This is a genomic window from Klebsiella terrigena, from assembly GCF_006539725.1.
Lineage (GTDB): Bacteria > Pseudomonadota > Gammaproteobacteria > Enterobacterales > Enterobacteriaceae > Klebsiella > Klebsiella terrigena.
This window is the reverse complement of sequence record NZ_BJNO01000020.1, coordinates 48,116-67,281: the sequence shown is the minus strand read 5'-3', so window position 1 is coordinate 67,281 and position 19,166 is coordinate 48,116. Positions and strand designations below refer to the sequence as shown.

The following is a 19,166-nucleotide window of genomic DNA, read 5'->3' as shown; positions in this document are numbered from 1 at the left end:
GGTCGCTTGCTTTTTTTCATCCCGGCGCGAAAAGGAGCGCTAACATTGATACATGTTGACTATTTTTTTATTCATAATCCGCGAACTGCCCATGCCGAGCTTCTTCATGATGTGAATTCGATGGCTGTGTACCGTTTTATGATCAATGTTAAGCACCGCGGCGATACGCTTGTTGTTATAGCAGGCCATAATCAGCTCCAGTACCTGAATCTCTCTGAGCGAGAGCTTTTTTTGGGTTAACAGAAACCGGTAATCCACGGCGGATGTCGGCACTTTTGTGATGTCGGAGAAATCGTTAAGCGATGATTTTTCAGTTAAAATGATTATATTTTCCAAAAAAATCAGCTCCCGACACAGCCCGGCGATATCGCTCCTGACGATCAGCACCAGCCGAAGGCAGCGCGCCAGGCAGAAGCGCAGTTTGTTAAGTAGATGCACCGTGTCAGCAGCAGAAATATCCTTATGAATGACGTTGAAAATAACGATTTTAGCCTGAGGGAGCGCCTCCCCCTGCATGATGTTCTGATAGCTTAAGGCGGTAATATTTTTATCGTTATCAATCATGTAACGCTGTATTGATTGACCGATGAGGTTATCATCGGTGTATAGCAATATACTCTCCAAGGGCTCAGACTCTCTTTTTTCTTTTCGCTTCCAGAATCAAATCAAGCATCATTTTCTCAATTTTTCTCTTATCATCGTGATGCCGGAACTTAAACTGACAAGAGACCTGATGATAGCTTTCCCCCTGTTCGTCATCCTCATCGAGGGTCACCAACACGACGTTTTTAACCACCAGATCGACGGTGATTTCCCCATATTCGGCGGCTGAAAGAATCGAGTTTTTAAGGATTGAATTGTGGGTGAGAAATTTAAGATTCGGGTTTTTGGCCATCAGCGCGCAGCCGCCATCTGAAATATCTTTAATTTCAAATGTGTAATTCTCTCCATTTTTATGGCGGCCATGACAAAAAAAATCATGCTTATGCTGCAGCCGAAATCGCGGATCGCGCCGCCTTTGGACCACCTGAATACATTCAGGTAAGGTAAATGAGACCTTATTACTTTTAGCGGTACCGCTCCCCGAATGTTTCTTCAGCGTTGAACTGAACTCTATCTTCCCTGAATCGCTATGCAGAACAAATTTGAACCTGTGCCCCGGAGGGATCCTGGTGTGGGTGACGATGTGAAATTCTGAAAAATCAACACGCGCCAGCTGCGTAATGAAGTTTTTGTTATTATAGAAAATCTCTATCTCAGACTGCTTTCTGAGTTCCTCCCTGAAAATAGCAATGATCTCATACTTACTGGTCTTTATTGTTCCCTCTGTCATGTGAAGTCCTTGTTAATTTTTATATTGTGTGTGTGGATTTTTTTTATAGCAATGACAACATTCTGATTGTGTTAATCAGATGTTTTAATGAGCGTTTGATGTTATTAGCTATCTTTGTGGCTAAATTGATTTGTATAAACGTCGAATTGGTAGTTGTTTTTCCTGTAATCAAGAGTTCAAAAAATGAAGATAGATACAAACGACCGCGGCCTCCAATAAGGAGGCCGGTCTAATTAGTATAAAATGATGCTTTGTATAGGGTTACTTGCGAAAGGACGGCTGGGGCAAATACCCATTAGTGGGATCTATAGTGCCAGTAGCGTTGAGTTAATTCCAGGCAAATATTAGCGGCAGAATACCCCCTGTCGCCATGCGCTTAGACGCGCCGGGGAGAGGGGGAACGGTTCAGACTTTGAGGTTATCTAAGGTGCTGAGCGCAGCCGCGGGCAGGGTTAAGGTGGCGGCGGCAAGGTTTTCTTCAAGATGCTGGAGCGATGAGGTCCCGGGGATAAGCAGGATATTGGCTGAACGCTGCAGCAGCCAGGCGAGGGCGACCTGCATTGGCGTTGCCGCAAGTTCGGCGGCGATATCGTTCAGCTCCTGCGCCTGAAGCGGCGTAAAGCCCCCTAGCGGGAAGAAGGGAACGTAGGCAATATTCTGCGCGGCCAGCGCGTCAATGAGCTCGTCGTCCTGCCGATTGGCGACGTTATATTGATTCTGCACGCAGACAACTGGCGTCATCTTTTGCGCGTCAGCGACCTGCGTGGCGGTGACGTTACTGAGGCCAATGTGGCGGATTAGCCCTCGCTCCTTTAGCTCGAGCAGCGTCGTTAGCGGTCCTTCCAGCGACCCTTCGGCCGGGCCGTGGGGGCTCAGCATGCTGCGCAGGTTGACGACCTCCAGTACGTCGAGCTTGAGGTTACGCAGATTATCCTCAACCGCCTGGGTCAACTCCGCCGGCGACATAGCCGGGAGCCAGTTCCCTTTTTCATCGCGGCGGGCGCTGACTTTAGTCACGATACAGAGATCGTCGGAATAGGGATGCAGCGCCCTGCGGATCAGCTGGTTGGTGACGTGCGGGCCGTAAAAATCGGAGGTATCGATATGGTTGACCCCCGCGTCCACCGCCGCCTGCAGTACGCGAACGGCGTTTTCAGGATCGGCAGGCGGGCCGAACACGCCAGGGCCTGCCAGCTGCATTGCCCCGTATCCCAGGCGATAAACCTGACGGTCGCCTAAGGTACCGGTTCCGGATAGCCGTACGTTGGACATGGAAACTCCCCCTGATAATAAGCAAGTTCTAAGTGTAAACCGGTCAGGGGATTTTCAGCGGCGGGAATATTAGCAGAAAGTGCGGCAACGGCGGTGGCCGTCGCCGCAGGGGAGGATTAGCTAAAGAACATCACCGACACGCACAGCAGGCCGACGACCAGGGTGATGAAATTACCCAGCGATCGGTATGGCTTGAGGGCGGGGATGATGTACGTCGATAGGGTCGGCATGATGAACAGGATCATGGCGATCAGCGGTCCGCTGATGGCGTATATCATCGAGATGGCGTTGGGGTTAATAAAGCACACCGTGAAGGTCAGCGCCGAGACCAGCAGGATCGACATCGCGCGGTTAAAGGCGCGGCTTTTGCGAATGCCCATCTGCCCCAGCGAGGTTTTCACGATTTCGCTGGCGCCCTCAATCACCCCGAAGTAGGTTCCGAGGAAGGATTTTGACATCGCCACCACCGCCACGACGATCCCGGTTACCGCCAGCCAGGCCGGGGAGCCGGGCATCATCGACAGCGCGGAGAGGATGGTGACGCCTTCATGACGCGCGCTTTCAATATAGGTGGCCGGTATCGCCAGCAGGCAGCTGACGACAAAAAACAGCACGCTGGCGCAGATGATGGTGTAGGCCACTTTCATGATTTTTTTGCATTTACCCATCGCCTGTTCGCCGTATTTCTCCTGCTGGTCGATAGCAAAAGTTGAAATAATCGGCGTATGGCTAAAAGCGAAAACCATCACGGGTATTGAGATCCAGACCTGGTGGAGCGTATGCGAGTTCAGCTGCATCTGGCTGGTGAGGTGCTCTGGCTGCCAGTTACCAATCAGATAGATAGAGAGGAACAGGAAGCAGGCGATCAGCGGAAACACCAGAAAACCCATCACCTTAATCGTTATCTGACGGCCCATCAGGAAGATCAGGTTCAGCACCAGGACGACGGCGAGGCTGAGCAGCGCGCGGACGCCGGCGGTGATCGGGATATGTCGCGCCAGCTGTTCGGCGAGGGAGTTGGTGATCGCCACGGCGTAAATCAGGACCACCACGAAAAAGGCGAGGAAGTAGAGCGCGGTGATCAGATTCCCGACCTTCTTGCCGTAATAGTGGTTGACCGCACCGGTGATGCCAGCGCCGGGAGCTATCTTAGCGGAGAGGATAAATTGACTCAGCGCCCTGTGAGGCCAGTAGGTTAACGGCCACGCCACCAGTGCGGTGATGAGCAGAACAACGGCGCCGGCGGAGCCTAGCTGGATTGGCAAAAACAGAGTGCCAGCGCCTACGGCAGTGCCATATAAGGCAAAACTCCAGAGAGTTTCTTCTTTAGACCAAATTTTAGACATTGTATGAATTTATCAACCGTAAAACCCAAAAAAAGGAGTGTAATTTAACACATCTATGTTTTGGTCGTGGCGATAGTTTTAGATGGCGGGCTGCCGCGAGGATCGCCGGGAGCAGCCCCGGCGATCCGCCCGCGTTTAGCTACGCGTAGGGATCTGCGTTTGACGGTGCTTCAGTACCCGCACGCGCAGCGTGTCCCAGACCCAGTTGAACAGCATGGTGTAGGGCAGGAAGAACAGCATAAAGCCGATTTCCAGCATAAACGCCTGTATCAGCGAGACGCCAAGGAGCAGCGCGACGGCGGTGACGCCGATGGTGATAAATCCGCACTCAAAACCGATGGCGTGCAGGGCGCGAACCTTGAGGGTTCTTACCACCCGGGAAACCGGCCAGATACGGTCAAAGATCGCGTTATAAATCAGGTTCCAGACCATCGCCAGGGTGGCGAGCAGAATGCTCAGGCCGCCCATTTCGACCACCGAGCGCTGCATCAGCCAGGCCGCGGTAGGGGCGAGGATCAGCGTGGCGAGGCCCTCAAAGCTGACCGCGTGAATAATACGTTCCATCAGCGACTTACGCTGCAGGTTGCTCTGTTGCATGGTGTTTACCTCCGGGTAAAGCCGTCGTTCACAGCCGTTTATTAGCGATGCAGGCTGAACGCGTTATAAGAAATTACTCCGCATTTTATGGATAAATGTGATAAACAAAAGATAGAATCCATCGATAAAGTAGATAGTTCATGCGCTATTCTCCCGAAGCTCTCACCGCTTTTGTCGAAGCCGTGGCCTGCGGCTCGTTTTCCGCCGCCGCGCGCCGGCTGCGCAAAAGCCAGTCCACCGTCAGCACCGCTATCTCAAACCTCGAAGCCGACCTCGGGGTGACGCTGTTCGATCGTTCCGCCCGCCAGCCGGTGCTGACGCCGCAGGGCGAGCAGGTGCTGAGCTACGTGAAGGCGATTCTGGCGGCAAGCGACCGGCTCGATGAGCTGGCTATTTCTCTCTCCGGCGAAACGGAAGCCCGGCTCACGTTTGTGCTCTCCGATACGCTGCATCCCGATGTCCTTGAAGATCTGCTGGAGCAGTTCGACCGCCGTTTCCCGCACACCGAATTTGAGTGCCTGATCGGCGAGGATGAAGACGTTGTCGACCTGCTGCAAAAGGAGCGCGCGCAGGTGGGGCTGGTTGAGGCCAGGGATAGCTATCCTCCGGAAATCGGCTGTACGCGCCTGCCGCTACAGACCGCGATGGCGATTTACGTGGCGCCCCGGCACCCGCTGGCGGCACAGAGGAGGGTCGTCTGGGATGAGCTGCACAGCTGGCGCGAGCTGCGGCTGAGCACCTATCTGGAAAGCAGGGCCGATCCTGCTCAGGGGCAGGTGTGGTCGGCGCCCAACTATCTGCTGCTGCTCAGCATGGCGGTGCAGGGGCTGGGCTGGTGCATTTTGCCCTGCGCGCTGGTTGAGGAGTTTGCCGGCGTCGGAACCCTGGTGCCGCTCGATATTGCGGGCTGGCCGCGGATGATATCCGTAGATTTACTGTGGAATAAGCGGGCGCCGCCGGGAGAGGCGGGGAGCTGGCTGCGCCAGCATTTGCAGCGCCAGGAGCAGTAAAATCGCCGCAAATCTTTGTGATTTACCTCACTTTTTTTAAACATTTGCGAAATTTTTTGATAACAATTCTCTACTATGTTGTTGTTTCTTTGCACAGAGGCAGGCAGAGGTAGAGGATGAAAGATGTCGTGATCGTCGGCGCGCTGCGGACGCCTATTGGCTGCTTCCAGGGGGCGCTATCCCGCCACTCGGCGGTGGAGCTGGGGAGTCTGGTGGTTAAGGCTTTGGTCGAACGCGCCGGAATCGATCCCCACACTATTGATGAAGTGATCCTCGGGCAGGTTTTAACCGCCGGCACCGGGCAGAACCCTGCGCGCCAGTCGGCGATCCGCGGCGGGCTGCCGAATACCGTTTCGGCGATCACCATTAACGACGTCTGCGGTTCCGGGCTGAAGGCGCTGCATCTCGCTACGCAGGCTATTCAGTGCGGCGAGGCGGACGTGGTGATTGCCGGTGGTCAGGAGAATATGAGCCGCGCGCCGCACGTGTTGACCGACAGCCGCACCGGGGCGCAGCTGGGAAACAGCCAGCTGATCGATAGCCTGGTTCACGACGGCCTGTGGGACGCGTTCAATGATTATCACATGGGCGTGACGGCGGAAAACCTGGCGCGGGAGTACGGCATCAGCCGCGAGCTGCAGGACGCCTGGGCGCTGAGCTCGCAGCATAAGGCGCGGCGGGCGATCGACTCCGGCCGCTTTCGCGACGAGATTGTCCCGGTAATGACCGAGCTGAACGGCGCGCCGCGGCGGGTGGATACCGATGAGCAGCCGCGGGTGGACGCCAGCGCCGAAGGCCTGGCCTGTCTGCTGCCGACCTTCGACCGCCTGGGTTCGGTGACCGCAGGCAATGCCTCAACTATTAATGACGGCGCGGCGGCGGTGATGATGATGAGCGAGGCGAAGGCGCTGGAGCTTGGCCTGCCGATCCTCGCGCGGATCCGCGCGTTCGCAAGCGTAGGCGTCGATCCGGCGCTAATGGGAATTGCGCCGGTACATGCGACCCGCCGCTGTCTGGAAAGAGCGGGCTGGCGGCTGGACGAGGTGGATCTTATTGAAGCCAACGAGGCGTTTGCCGCGCAGGCGATTTCGGTGGGCAGGGTGCTGGAGTGGGACGAGCGGCGGGTGAACGTCAACGGCGGCGCCATTGCCCTCGGCCACCCGATCGGCGCCTCCGGCTGCCGCATTTTAGTTTCGCTGGTCCACGAGATGATCAAGCAGGACGCCCGTAAAGGGCTGGCCACGCTGTGCATCGGCGGCGGCCAGGGCGTCGCGCTGGCGGTGGAGCGAGCGTAGCGGCAGCCAAAAAGCATTTTCCCTTCTTAGCCTCCTGTCATCAGGGGGCTTTTTTATCGGCGCTAAGCACGATTTCCGCGATAGTTCTCAGCAAAAAGGGCCAATAGCCGCCCTATTTGTTGAGCTTTGTCACGTCTTCATGTGCCATGTTTTTTGAAACAAATAATTACGATCTCGATCACTAAAACATCATCTCTTAAAAAATAAAATACAGTTTCATAAAATAGAAACATAATTTTAATTTTGAGGGGTACCCTATGTTTGCACGATCTCTGGCCCTTGCTGCTCTCTGTGCCGCGTCTTTTTCTGCTGCAGCCGTAACGGTGGATTTGCGTCATGAATTCATCGACGGCGGTAAAACCGATAAAACCAATGCCGACCGCGTCTCCGTGTCGCACCGGTTCGCCAACGGCTTTGGTTTCTCCGTCGAGGCAAAGTGGAAGTCAGGAGGGGATAACACCGATCAGCCTTATTCAGACTTCGTTGGCAACGGGCATGAAGAAACCATTAGCTGGCAGTGGAAGGCGAACAAGAATTTCTCCGTCACGCCGGGCTTCAATATTGAAAGTAACGACAGCCGCTCAATCTATAAGCCGAACCTGCGCGTGCAGTACAGCTTCGATAACGGTTTCTACGTTGCCGCCCGCTACCGTTACGACTACACCCGTTATCCGGCAAGCGCGGGCAAAGAGGACGATAAAGTTAACCGCGGCGATGCGTGGGCAGGCTTCGTGCTGGGCGACTGGCGTACCGAGCTGAACTACGTTTATGCCCGCAGTAGCGAAGGCGTAAACCGTAATGACAATAAACCCTACTCCCAGGAATATAACGTCAAGCTGGCCTATAAGCTGGATAAGAACTGGGCGCCCTACGGCGAGGTGGGTAACGTTGGCGTCAACGACCGCAGCGACCGCCAGACCCGCTTCCGCGTAGGCGTGGCGTACACCTTCTGATAGCAAACCCCGCCTGATTGTTGACCCCGGCGCAGTTAGCCGGGGTTTTGCCGTGGCTCCGCCGCCATCCTCTATTAATTAATCATGCCGGGCGAGTGTCCGCTTCACCGCTCCCTGTCCGCCGGAATTGAGCCGGCTGCGGGCCAAAAAAAGCCCTCCACTAAGGAGGGCAAGGCCAGTTACAGAAGTACTCAATCAAACTCAGGTTACAACAGATTATGCCTGCAGCATCTCGCGCTGCTCGGGGAGCTTCGCGATATAGATAGCCGGTTTACCGTCCTTATCGGAGCTAAACAGGATCGCGCTGTCGTCCGGCGTAAAGGAGGGGTGCGGATGGGTCACCTGGCGGCTGTTGGCGATGGTTGCCCACGACGTATCGTGACGCGCAACGCGGAAGAAGGCCCGCTTCGCCACGTCGAAAACGTACAGATAGGGGTCGTTATCGATGGTATAGCCGCTGGTATCCTTCACGTCTACCGGGGTGCCGGAACCGTCGCCCACCAGCAGCGTGCCGTCAAAGTTACTCATCAGATGCGAACAGGCGGGCATCTGCATCAGCGCTTCGTTCACGCCGCTATCCGGATTAAAGCGGTAAACGGTGCGTCCCTGCTGGCCCTTCAGGTAGGAGACGTACATCAGCGCCGAGCCGTCCGGCACCCAGAACTCGTGAGTGCAGCTTTCGCCCTCGGCATGCTCTTTGACTTTACGTACGCTGCTGCCGTCTTCATTCACCATCCACATGCGGGCATCAACCAGATCGTGCGGGCCTTCGTGGCAGAAGGCGACGGTGTTGTCATCAAACGGCCGATAAATAGGATGGCCCAGCCAGTTTTTCTCTTCATGGATGGTGCGGCTTTCACCGGTTTGCAAATCGACGCCCAGCAGGCGGCAGTGCGGGCCCTTATGGAAGAAGTCGTGGAAGGTCTGCCAGTCGTTGAGCGGCGTCCAGTCGCTTTTGGCGATCTCAATGCCGACCAGCTTGCTGCAGTCGCTGTTGGCGACCCAGGTTCCGTAGCCCACCCATTCGTCGGCGACGCGATAGACTTCGCGCTCCTGCAGGGTGGTGAGGTTAACTTCCAGCAGCGTGCGGTCATTTTTAACGTAATAGAGGGAGGTATCGTCCGGCGAGAGGAAGCCGCCGAAGGTGTTGTCGCCGGCCCCTTCGGTGAGCTGGACGGCTTCGGCCGCGGCGATATCCAGCAGGTAGTAGTTCCAGTGCCCGTCGAATTCACCGGCGAACAGCAGATGGCTACCGTCGTTGAAAAAGCATTTCTGATAGAAATAGTTACGATGGCAGGTCACTTCCGGAGGGGTTAAGCGGGTGACCTCTGCCCCGGTATCGGGATCGCGGCTGACTTCATAGTTGAGTTTTACCCGCATGCCTTTAGCCATGATGTGCTCCTTTTCCTTCCTGCGCTGCCGCCTCCCTGAGGGGCGCGTGAGCAGATGAGTTTGATTTAAAAGATAGGTGTCAATTTATCAAAACATCGTTTCATTATTTGTGATGGCGAGCGCAGTTCGCAATAACTTCCTGCTCTGGATCGCACTTTTTTGCCTACAGGCAGCGGTATAAAGAGGGAGCTTTGTTTTTATGCCGACTTTCTGCGATCTGATGATGATTTTCTAAGTTTCTATAATGCTTTGTATTTAAATGAATTTCACTCTTTATTGTTTCAGGTCGGGTCAGCGCTTCGTGATCTGATTTGCATTTTTAATATTTGCCTCGCTAAAAATTGAAACGATGTTTTAATAATAATTGAAAATGACCTTGCCCGGAGATAAGATGGGCCCACTAGCAAAACGGAACTCTGTTTTATTTTTATGATGGGCCAGCCCCAGAGAGTTCTTCTTACATAATGGCCAGCGCAAGCAGCCGGTCGAACCTATAGAACCTCGCCTGTGTAGTACGGGCTATCTGAAAGATAAAGGAACCAGGTATGATACTCGATACATTCTCTCTCCAGGGTAAAGTGGCCGTTGTGACCGGATGTGACACCGGGCTGGGCCAGGGCATGGCGGTAGGGCTGGCGGAAGCGGGCTGCGATATTGTCGGTATCAATATTGTTGAGCCAACGGAGACCATTGAGCGCGTCACCGCGCTGGGCCGTCGTTTTCTGAGCCTGACCGCCGACCTGCGCCAGATTGAGGGGATCCCGCAGCTGCTGGAGCGCGCCGTCGCTGAATTTGGCCATATCGATATTCTGGTCAACAACGCTGGCCTGATCCGCCGTCAGGATGCCCTTGAGTTCAGCGAAAAGGACTGGGATGACGTGATGGATCTGAACATCAAGAGCGTGTTCTTTATGTCTCAGGCGGCAGCGAAGCACTTCATTGCCCAGGGCAACGGCGGCAAAATCATCAACATCGCCTCCATGCTCTCTTTCCAGGGCGGTATTCGCGTGCCTTCCTACACCGCCTCAAAAAGCGGCGTGATGGGCGTGACCCGCCTGCTGGCGAACGAGTGGGCGAAGCACAACATCAACGTTAACGCTATCGCACCGGGCTACATGGCGACCAACAATACCCAGCAGCTGCGCGCCGACGAGCAGCGCAGTGCCGAAATTCTTGAGCGTATTCCGGCGGGCCGCTGGGGTTTGCCGAGCGATTTAATGGGGCCGGTGGTGTTCCTCTCCTCCAGCGCGTCTGACTACATCAACGGCTATACCGTGGCGGTGGATGGCGGCTGGCTGGCGCGCTAATCTTCCCGCTTTGCCGAATAAAAACCTGCCACAGACGGCAGGTTTTTTTATGTGTGAACATTAATTGTCCATATTAATAAATGAAAATAATCCATATTAATTAGTTATGGGGTGGTGATAACTCGCATGATTATTGAATTTTTATCTGTAGTTGATAAATTGTCGCGCCGTTATGAAAGTTGAATGTCCATCACAAAACGATGGATAGTAGCTAATTAGTCCATATCTTTGGCATCTCCACCCTGACACATTACCCCGCCGATCCCGTACTTTCTCATCACGTCTTACTATGTTCTGGCAGGGAAAAATGACCTCAATTAATAATGACTCTACGTTAATGCCGCGTACGCAGCGTGATACCCGGCGCATGAACCAGTTTGTCTCCATTGCCGCCGCGGTGGCCGGACTCCTTTTTGGCCTCGATATCGGGGTGATTGCCGGGGCGTTGCCCTTTATTACCGATCATTTTGCCCTATCCAGCCGCCTGCAGGAGTGGGTGGTCAGCAGCATGATGCTGGGCGCTGCCGTCGGCGCGTTGTTCAACGGCTGGCTCTCTTTCCGTCTCGGGCGTAAATACAGCCTGATGGTCGGGGCGATACTCTTTGTTGCCGGATCCATCGGCTCCGCCTTTGCCGACAGCGTCGAGGTCCTGCTGCTGGCGAGGGTCCTCCTCGGCGTTGCCGTCGGGATCGCCTCCTACACCGCGCCGCTTTATCTCTCTGAAATGGCGAGTGAAAATGTCCGCGGGAAGATGATAAGCATGTATCAGCTGATGGTGACTCTGGGGATCGTGATGGCCTTTCTATCCGATACGGCGTTTAGCTACAGCGGCAACTGGCGCGCCATGCTGGGAGTGCTGGCGCTGCCTGCGGTCCTGCTGATTGTGCTGGTGGTGTTCCTGCCCAACAGCCCGCGCTGGCTGGCGGAGAAGGGGCGCCACGTCGAGGCGGAAGAGGTGCTGCGCATGCTGCGCGATACCTCGGAGAAAGCCCGGGATGAGCTCAATGAAATTCGCGAAAGCCTGAAGCTCAAGCAGGGCGGCTGGGCGCTGTTTAAGATCAACCGCAACGTCCGTCGGGCGGTGTTCCTCGGCATGCTGCTGCAGGCGATGCAGCAGTTCACCGGGATGAATATCATCATGTACTACGCGCCGCGTATTTTTAAAATGGCGGGCTTCACCACCACCGAGCAGCAGATGATGGCGACCCTCGTCGTCGGCCTGACCTTTATGTTTGCCACCTTTATTGCGGTGTTCACCGTGGACAAAGCCGGGCGTAAACCGGCGCTGAAAATTGGCTTTAGCGTGATGGCGCTGGGCACGCTGGTGCTCGGCTACTGCCTGATGCAGTTTGATAACGGCACCGCCTCCAGCGGCTTATCCTGGCTTTCCGTCGGCATGACCATGATGTGTATTGCCGGCTATGCCATGAGCGCCGCCCCGGTGGTGTGGATCCTGTGCTCGGAAATTCAGCCGCTGAAGTGCCGCGACTTCGGCATCACCTGCTCCACCACCACCAACTGGGTGTCGAATATGATTATCGGCGCGACCTTCCTGACGCTGCTTGACGCGATTGGCGCCGCCGGCACCTTCTGGCTCTACACCGTGCTCAACGTCGCCTTTATCGGGGTGACCTTCTGGCTGATCCCGGAAACCAAAAACGTCACCCTTGAGCACATCGAGCGCAACCTGATGTCCGGCAAGAAGCTGCGCGATATTGGTAACTGATTACAGCGACTCCCTCGGCAGCCAGGGGCTGGCAACCCGTACCGTATCCCGATGGCTGTCGCCGTTAATAATATGCAGGGCGCTCAGGCGCCCTATTTCATAATGCGGAAGCTGCACCGTTGAGAGCGGCGGTAAAAACAGATCGCCAATGCCGACCATATTATCGTAACCGACCACCGCCACGTCCTGCGGGATGCGCAGCCCCTGCGCCAGCAGCGTCTGATAGACCATAAAAGCGATGCGATCGTTACCGCAAATCACCGCATCGAACTGCGGCTTACCCGCGCGAATGTTTGCCAGCAGCATCGCCGGGATGTCGCGATAGTGCTCATCGCCATACTCCATATAGCTGTGTTCGAGCGTATGCGGATCGAGACCCGCTTCGCGACAGGCGCGCTCCAGCCCCTGGCGTCGGCGCACGGTCGCCAGATGCTTCGCCGGCAGATGCAGGCACAGCGGACGGCGATAGCCCGCCGCCAGCAGGGCCTGTACCGCCGCATACTGACCCTGCTCGTCGTCCGGAATATAGCTGGCCACCGGGTCGTGCAGGCTTTCGCAGTTGGCCAGCACGCAGGGGAGGGTCAGCAGCTTGGCCGGGAGCGGCACCTGGCGCAGCCCCATGGTGGTGTAGATAATCCCGTCCGGCCGGTGGGAGAGCAGCAGGTCGACGATGGTGTCCGGGCTATCGTCGGAAAACATGTTGACCACGAAGCTGTTCCAGCCGTGCGCCCGCGCGGTTTCTTCGATTGAGAGCGTAATTTCCACCGAGAAGGGGGTGGTGACGGTATCCAGCGCCAGAACCCCGATGGTATTCGGCGTGGCGTGGGCGCCGCGTATTTTTTTGGCGGAGAGATCGGGGACGTAGTTGGTTTGTTCAATGGCGGCCTGAACGCGAGCCAGAGTCTCTGGTTTCAGGCGCTCCGGGCTATTCAGCGCCCGTGAGACCGTCATCAGAGAGACGTTTGCCAGTTTTGCCACATCTTTCAAGGATGCCATATTTACCACTCCAACGCTGTCGCCAGGCAACAGGCTATATAACTAAGTCGCTGATGTAAAAGGATCATATGCGATATTCTATCGCAGGATGCGCCGCAGCGATGGCGAGGAATATTTGATCGCGATCGCATCTCCGTTATGTTAACGTTAACTTATGTGATTAACATCATGTATCTCAGCAAAAGGGCATGAGTTTTGTGTTTTGTTAACGTTACCATCTGCGCATTACTCCAACAGAGAACGTCATGATGAAAGCACATCACTCTCACAGCTATCCGATACTCAGCGCCTTACTGTTCTTCTTTTTCGTGACCTGGTCTTCGTCCGGCTCTTTGCTCTCTATCTGGCTCCATCAGGAGGTCGGCCTGAAGGCGGGGGATACCGGCATCATCTACGCGGTTCTCTCCGTTTCAGCGCTGTTTGCCCAAATTTGCTACGGCTTTATTCAGGACAAGCTCGGCCTGCGTAAAAATCTGCTCTGGTATATCACCGCGCTGCTGATCCTCTCCGGGCCTGCCTATCTGCTGTTTGGCTACCTGCTGGGCATTAACATTTTTCTCGGCAGTATTTTTGGCGGGATCTACATCGGCCTGACCTTCAACGGCGGCATCGGCGTGCTGGAGTCCTACACCGAGCGCGTGGCGCGCCAGAGCCAGTTTGAATTCGGCAAGGCGCGGATGTGGGGATCGCTGGGCTGGGCGGTGGCGACCTTTTTTGCCGGCCTGCTGTTTAACATCAACCCGAAGCTGAACTTTGCCGTCGCCAGCTGCTCCGGCCTGGTGTTCTTTTTCCTGCTGGCGCGGCTGCGGGTCTCCTCTGCACCGCAGGCGATGGAGGAAGCGGTAGCGGGCGGCAAGGTGACGCTGGAGGACGCGCTGCGTCTGCTCACCCTGCGCCGCTTCTGGGCGCTGGTGTTTTTCGTCGTCGGCACCTGTATTTACGGCGTCTATGACCAGCAGTTCCCGGTCTACTTCTCCTCGCAGTTCGCCACCCTGCAGGAGGGCAACGCCATGTACGGCTACCTGAACTCTTTCCAGGTGTTTCTTGAGGCGGCGGGGATGTTCTGCGCGCCCTGGCTGGTTAACCGCATTGGCGCTAAAAATGGCCTGATTTTCGCCGGCATGGTGATGGCGCTGCGGATGGTGGCCTCCGGGCTGGTGGAGGGGCCGCTGCTCATCTCTATCACCAAGCTGCTGCACGCGGTGGAGCTGCCGATCCTGCTGGTATCTATCTTTAAATACAACAGCTTAAACTTTGATAAGCGCCTCTCATCGACGCTCTATCTGGTGGGCTTTGCCTGCACCAGCTCGGTTATTGCTACCGTGCTGTCGCCGCTGGCGGGCTATAGCTACGAGATATACGGCTTTGCCCGGTCCTATTTGATTATGGGCCTGCTGGTGTTCTTCACCACCTTTATCTCCATCTTCTTGCTGCGCTCGGCTAAGTCACCATCGGACCCGCTGATGCCGCAACCTTCCGTTATTTGAATGAAAAGAGTGAAGACTATGACCTACTCAATTAGCAACGCCGAACAGGAACTGCAGGCGAAAAGCGATGCGCTGAACCTGCGCTGGTACCCGCGCTACCATCTTGCCGCCCGCGCGGGCTGGATCAACGATCCTAACGGCCTGGTGTGGTTCGACGGCTGGTATCACGCCTTTTACCAGCACCATCCCTACTCGACGCAGTGGGGGCCGATGCACTGGGGTCATGCGCGCAGTAAAGATTTGGTGCACTGGGAGCATCTGCCGGTGGCGCTGGCGCCGGAAGGCCCGGAGGATAAAGATGGCTGCTTCTCCGGCTCCGCGGTGGTCGACGGCGACACGCTGGCGCTGATTTATACCGGGCATAAATTCCACGGTGACCCGAACGACGAGGCCAACCTGTATCAGGTGCAGTGCCTGGCGACCAGCCGCGACGGCATCCACTTTGAGCGCCAGGGGATCGTCCTCGATACCCCGCCGGGGCTGCACCATTTCCGCGATCCTAAGGTGTGGCGCGAGGGCGATAGCTGGTACATGATCGTCGGCGCGCGCCTCGGCGATGTCGGCCAGGTGCGCCTGTACCGTTCGGCCGATCTGCGCCAGTGGCAGGACGCCGGCGTGCTTGATGAGGCGGAAAAAGAGATGGGCTACATGTGGGAGTGCCCGGACTTTTTTGCCCTCAACGACAGGCGCGTGCTGATGTTTTCTCCGCAGGGAATGGCGGCGCAGGGCTATCAGAATCGCAACCTGTTCCAGAGCGGCTACCTGCTCGGCGACTGGCAGCCGGGCGGCACCTTTGTGCGTGAAGGCGAGTTCGTTGAGATGGACAGCGGGCATGATTTTTATGCGCCGCAGAGCTTCCTGACGCCGGACGGTCGGCGGATCGTTATCGGCTGGCTGGATATGTGGGAGTCGCCGCTGCCGGAGCAGCAGGACGGCTGGGCGGGGATGCTCTCGCTGCCGCGCGAGCTGAGCCTGAGCGCCGACAGGCGGCTGCAGATGCGCCCGGCGAAAGAGGTCGAAAGCCTGCGCGGAGCGTGGTTCCCGTGGCCGGTGAGCACCTTGAAAAACCAGCAGACCATGCTGGTGGAAAAGTGCGAGGCGATGGAGGTTATCCTGCGCTGGGACAGCGCCAACTGTAGCGCTGAGCAATATGGCCTCAGCTTCGGCGACGGTCTGCGGGTCTACGTTGATGCGCAGATGCAGCGCCTGGTGCTGGAACGTCACTATCCGCAGCATGGCCTGTGCGGCGCGCGCAGCGTGCCGTTAACCGCCGGGGCGCCGCTCAGTCTACGGATATTCTTCGACAGCTCTTCCGTCGAGGTCTTCGTTAACGAGGGCGAAGCCTGCCTCAGCAGCCGTATTTATCCGGATGCTGACCGTCGTGAATTAACCCTATTTGCGTGGAGCGGATCGGCCAGCTTATCTGAGGCCGGGGCCTGGCAGCTCGAATAATATAATTACTGTTTATTCTGTCGTTAATAACCCGTCTGTGACGATGGGCGGGTTATTATTGTCATCATCGTCGTGCTTTACCTGTATACCCGGCATACTTCAGGCTGCATATGCGTTGGCTGCACTCTCTCACCCTGGTCACTTACTTCAGTAAGCGCCTGGGGACTTGCTCTCTTGCCGCCTTGATGCCGCTCGAATTATTTAGGGTATAAATAAAGATTTCATTTAATTAAATAATAAAAGGGTTTACCGATGAATAAAATCTGGGTCGGGTGCTTTCTGTCGTCTTTATTTACCCCTCTGGCTAATGCGCAGGCACCATTAACACTCGAAGAACGGCTGGCGCAAATGGAGCAGCGGCTGCAGGAGACCGAGCAGCGTGCGACCAGCGCCGAGGCGGAGATTCGGGCGCTAAAGCGTCAGGGGAAGCCGGCGGTCGTGGCCAGCAACGCGGCGGCCAAACCCGCGCTGCAGGTCAATGATTATGGCGAATTAAAGTTTTATGGCGACGTTGAGTTTAATATGGACGGCGCCAGCCGTACCGGTAGCCTGACCTCGGTGAGAACCAGCGCAAATAAAAACTGGGCGCCGGGGAAAAAAGAGCGCTGGGATATTAACGGACGTATTCTTCTCGGTTTCGATGGCCTGCGGAAAGGGGCCGATGGCAAGTATGCCGGCTTTAGCGTACAGCCGCTGGCGGATATTAATGGCAAGATGAATCTGGACGATGCGGCCTTTTTCTTTGGCCAGCAGGATGACTGGAAAATTAAAATTGGGCGCTTTGAAGCCTACGATATGTTTCCGCTGAATCAGGATACCTTTATTGAATATTCCGGCAATACGGCGAACGATCTTTACAGCGACGGCTACGGCTATATCTATATGATGAAAGAGGGGCGCGGACGCAGCAGCAGCGGCGGCAACTTCCTGCTGAGCAAAAATCTCGACAACTGGTACTTCGAGGTGAATACGCTGGTGGAGGACGGCAGCACGCTGTTCGTCGATCGCAACTACCACGGCAACGCGCTGGATAACCAGAAAAACGTCGCCTACGTGCGTCCGGTAGTGGCGTGGCAATCCGGCGCGTGGTCGGTGGCGGCGGCGATGGAGAGTAACCTCGTCAATAACGCCTACGGCTATCAGGACTCACGCGGCCGCTGGGTCGACCAGTCGAGCCGTACCGGCTACGGCATGACCATGAGCTGGAACACGCTGAAGGCCGATGCCGAAGATGGCGCGGTGGTGAATCTGAGTACCGCCTATCTCGACGCCACGGATGAGCAGGACTTCAGCGCCGGCATCAACGCGCTATGGCATCGCGTGGAGCTGGGCTACATCTACGCGCATAACAAAATCGACCAGTTTAATCTGGCGGGCGTAAGCGCAGAATGCGACAACGAGTGTGCCGTACTCGCCCCAGGGCGCTATGACATCCACACGCTGCACGCCTCGTGGCTGCTGCCGAATATCATGGATATGGCGAATTTTAACATTTACCTCGGCGCCTACGCCTCGTGGCTGGATTCGTCGGCGGAGAAAAGCGCGGGATCGGATGAACGCTACGGCGCTCGCGTACGCTTCAAATACTTCTTCTGAGGGAAAAATCCGTCGGTCCCGGCGTCCGGCGGAGTGGTTTGCCTTTCATGACGGGATTCTGGCAAAAAAATCCCCCGCAGCGGGAGCCGCGGGGGAGGTTTGGCAGGGCTGAATTAGCGCATGGCGCGCTTGAGAATGCGGTCCGACTGACGCTGGAAGTCCGCCGCCGTCTCTTCTACGGATTTCTGCCCGTAATCGATGTACTGCAGTGAGGTGCCGAACTGGGCTACGATCTGCGGGTCGTCGAAGTAGGGCGACACGGAGAGCTTCGCCGGCAGGGACTGCGCCAGCTTCAGCCCGGAAACCGCCGGATCGTCGGCCTTGATTGTGCCGTCCTCGGTCAGGTACTGCACCGCCACTTTACTCAGCGGCACGCCGCGCTCGAGTCCTAAGGTATCGACCCCGGCTTTGCTGTTGAGCAGGAAGTTAATCACCTTCGCCGCCGCTTCCGGGTTTTTCGTTGATTTACCGATCGAGAGCATCTGCGCGGGCTTAAAGAACAGGCCGGCGTCGGTGGCACCCGGCAGCATCGGGTATTCACCCAGCTCCAGCTTCGCCGGCGGCTTCAGGTTGTCGGAGTATTTGTTGATGGTGGAGTTCCACATGTAGGTCCCCGCCCACTCGCCCTGAATCCACGGCTTCATCTCGTACATATTGCTTTTGCCAAACGAGGCGTAGTATTTGGTGTCCGGCATGACGTGGCTGTCGATAAGCTTTTTATACATCTGGAAAAACTCGACCCACTGCTCTTTGCTGTAGGAGAATTTCTTGGTTTTATCGTCGATAGCCGGCTGGTTGTACTTCTGAATCATGTAAGAGTTCAGCAGCGCCAGGGTGTCCTGGTGCTCCAGCACCACCGGGTAGTACTGCTTGCCGAGCTTGCTTTCAAAGGCTTTTCCCGCCGCCATCAGCTCATCCCAGGTTTTTGGGTAGGCGACGCCGGCTTTTTTCCAGGTTTCATCGTTAAAGTAGAAGACGCGGGCGGTCACGGAAATAGGAATGCCGTTGAGCTTGCCGTTCACGGTGGTGGACTGCAGCTCCTTCGCGTCAAACTGGCTGAGATCGATGACGTCCTTCATCTTATTGAGGTCGTAGAAGCCGTCGCCATTTTTCGAGAAAATAGGCAGCCAGTTCCAGTTGGTCTGCATCACGTCCGGCTCGGTGCCGCCGGCGATTTGCGTGGTCAGGCGCGAAAGGTGGCCGTCCCAGCCGGTATATTCCGCTTTGACGTTAATATCCGGGTTCTGCTTATGAAATTCTTCCAGCGCTTTCAGGGTCACCTGATGGCGGCCGTTGCCGCCCCACCAGGACATGCGCAGGTCGACATCCTGTGCCAGAGAAGGTAGCGCGGTCAGGCCCAGAGTGGCGGAGATTGCGGCGCTTAAGAGCACTTTTTTCATTTTA

Annotated in this window: 16 protein-coding genes; 8 read left to right on the top strand and 8 right to left on the bottom strand. The window is 56.1% G+C overall.

All coding sequences use genetic code 11. From position 1 onward, the window contains the following. Nucleotides 1-39: 39 nt before the first annotated feature. From RTE01_RS19910 to RTE01_RS19890, 5 genes are all read right to left on the bottom strand, one after another. Nucleotides 40-624: a helix-turn-helix domain-containing protein gene (locus RTE01_RS19910; protein ID WP_197721567.1), complete on the bottom strand. Its 585-nt coding sequence runs from the start codon at nucleotides 622-624 to the stop codon at nucleotides 40-42. 4 nt (nucleotides 625-628) lie between these two features. Further along, on the bottom strand, nucleotides 629-1,333 hold the full coding sequence (locus RTE01_RS19905) for a flagellar brake protein (RefSeq protein ID WP_041147068.1): 705 nt from the start codon (nucleotides 1,331-1,333) through the stop codon (nucleotides 629-631). Nucleotides 1,334-1,738: 405 nt separating this feature from the next. Further along, nucleotides 1,739-2,605, bottom strand: a complete 867-nt coding sequence (locus RTE01_RS19900; protein WP_115191971.1) for an oxidoreductase — start codon at nucleotides 2,603-2,605, stop codon at nucleotides 1,739-1,741. A 116-nt stretch (nucleotides 2,606-2,721) separates the two neighbouring features. After that, complete coding sequence (locus tag RTE01_RS19895; protein ID WP_115191972.1) at nucleotides 2,722-3,951, bottom strand: amino acid permease; 1,230 nt, start codon at nucleotides 3,949-3,951, stop codon at nucleotides 2,722-2,724. A 135-nt stretch (nucleotides 3,952-4,086) separates the two neighbouring features. Further along, entirely contained in the window at nucleotides 4,087-4,548 is a 462-nt protein-coding gene (locus RTE01_RS19890; RefSeq protein ID WP_041147065.1) for a multidrug/biocide efflux PACE transporter, read from the bottom strand. Nucleotides 4,549-4,688: 140 nt separating this feature from the next. Between RTE01_RS19890 and RTE01_RS19885 the strand changes: the two genes are divergently transcribed. The 3 genes from RTE01_RS19885 to RTE01_RS19870 all read left to right on the top strand — a co-directional run bounded on the left by RTE01_RS19885 (nucleotide 4,689) and on the right by RTE01_RS19870 (nucleotide 7,806). Next, the gene (locus RTE01_RS19885; protein ID WP_115191974.1) at nucleotides 4,689-5,558 is read left to right on the top strand and encodes a LysR family transcriptional regulator; all 870 of its coding nucleotides are present in this window, start codon (nucleotides 4,689-4,691) and stop codon (nucleotides 5,556-5,558) included. A 116-nt stretch (nucleotides 5,559-5,674) separates the two neighbouring features. Next, nucleotides 5,675-6,853: an acetyl-CoA C-acetyltransferase gene (locus tag RTE01_RS19880; protein WP_115191975.1), complete on the top strand. Its 1,179-nt coding sequence runs from the start codon at nucleotides 5,675-5,677 to the stop codon at nucleotides 6,851-6,853. A 257-nt stretch (nucleotides 6,854-7,110) separates the two neighbouring features. Then, nucleotides 7,111-7,806, top strand: coding sequence for an oligogalacturonate-specific porin KdgM family protein (locus RTE01_RS19870; RefSeq protein ID WP_041147062.1), 696 nt, complete (start codon nucleotides 7,111-7,113; stop codon nucleotides 7,804-7,806). A 216-nt stretch (nucleotides 7,807-8,022) separates the two neighbouring features. On the opposite strand, the gene RTE01_RS19865 is transcribed toward RTE01_RS19870, so the two are convergent. Continuing rightward, the gene (locus RTE01_RS19865) at nucleotides 8,023-9,198 is read right to left on the bottom strand and encodes an oligogalacturonate lyase family protein (protein ID WP_115191976.1); all 1,176 of its coding nucleotides are present in this window, start codon (nucleotides 9,196-9,198) and stop codon (nucleotides 8,023-8,025) included. 545 nt (nucleotides 9,199-9,743) lie between these two features. On the opposite strand from RTE01_RS19865, the gene kduD reads away from it, so the two are divergent. Further along, complete coding sequence (kduD, locus tag RTE01_RS19860) at nucleotides 9,744-10,505, top strand: 2-dehydro-3-deoxy-D-gluconate 5-dehydrogenase KduD (RefSeq protein ID WP_076945931.1); 762 nt, start codon at nucleotides 9,744-9,746, stop codon at nucleotides 10,503-10,505. A 307-nt stretch (nucleotides 10,506-10,812) separates the two neighbouring features. Further along, nucleotides 10,813-12,231 (top strand): arabinose-proton symporter AraE, encoded by a 1,419-nt coding sequence (gene araE / locus RTE01_RS19855; protein ID WP_041147059.1) that lies wholly within the window; start codon nucleotides 10,813-10,815, stop codon nucleotides 12,229-12,231. Here the strand turns inward: araE and RTE01_RS19850 are convergent, their stop codons facing one another. Beyond that, nucleotides 12,232-13,227: a LacI family DNA-binding transcriptional regulator gene (locus tag RTE01_RS19850; RefSeq protein WP_041147058.1), complete on the bottom strand. Its 996-nt coding sequence runs from the start codon at nucleotides 13,225-13,227 to the stop codon at nucleotides 12,232-12,234. A gap of 245 nt (nucleotides 13,228-13,472) precedes the next feature. On the opposite strand from RTE01_RS19850, the gene RTE01_RS19845 reads away from it, so the two are divergent. From RTE01_RS19845 to RTE01_RS19835, 3 genes are all read left to right on the top strand, one after another. Further along, a complete protein-coding gene (locus RTE01_RS19845; protein WP_041147057.1) occupies nucleotides 13,473-14,714 on the top strand; it encodes an MFS transporter in 1,242 nt (413 codons plus the stop codon). A gap of 18 nt (nucleotides 14,715-14,732) precedes the next feature. After that, nucleotides 14,733-16,166 carry a glycoside hydrolase family 32 protein gene (locus RTE01_RS19840; protein WP_041147056.1) on the top strand — a complete coding sequence of 478 codons (1,434 nt, stop codon included), beginning with the start codon at nucleotides 14,733-14,735 and terminating at the stop codon, nucleotides 16,164-16,166. Between the two features lie 252 nt (nucleotides 16,167-16,418). Then, nucleotides 16,419-17,762: a carbohydrate porin gene (locus tag RTE01_RS19835; protein WP_134527598.1), complete on the top strand. Its 1,344-nt coding sequence runs from the start codon at nucleotides 16,419-16,421 to the stop codon at nucleotides 17,760-17,762. Nucleotides 17,763-17,875: 113 nt separating this feature from the next. Here RTE01_RS19835 and RTE01_RS19830 read toward each other — a convergent pair whose 3' ends face one another. Next, nucleotides 17,876-19,162, bottom strand: a complete 1,287-nt coding sequence (locus RTE01_RS19830) for an ABC transporter substrate-binding protein (protein WP_041147054.1) — start codon at nucleotides 19,160-19,162, stop codon at nucleotides 17,876-17,878. Nucleotides 19,163-19,166 lie beyond the last annotated feature (4 nt).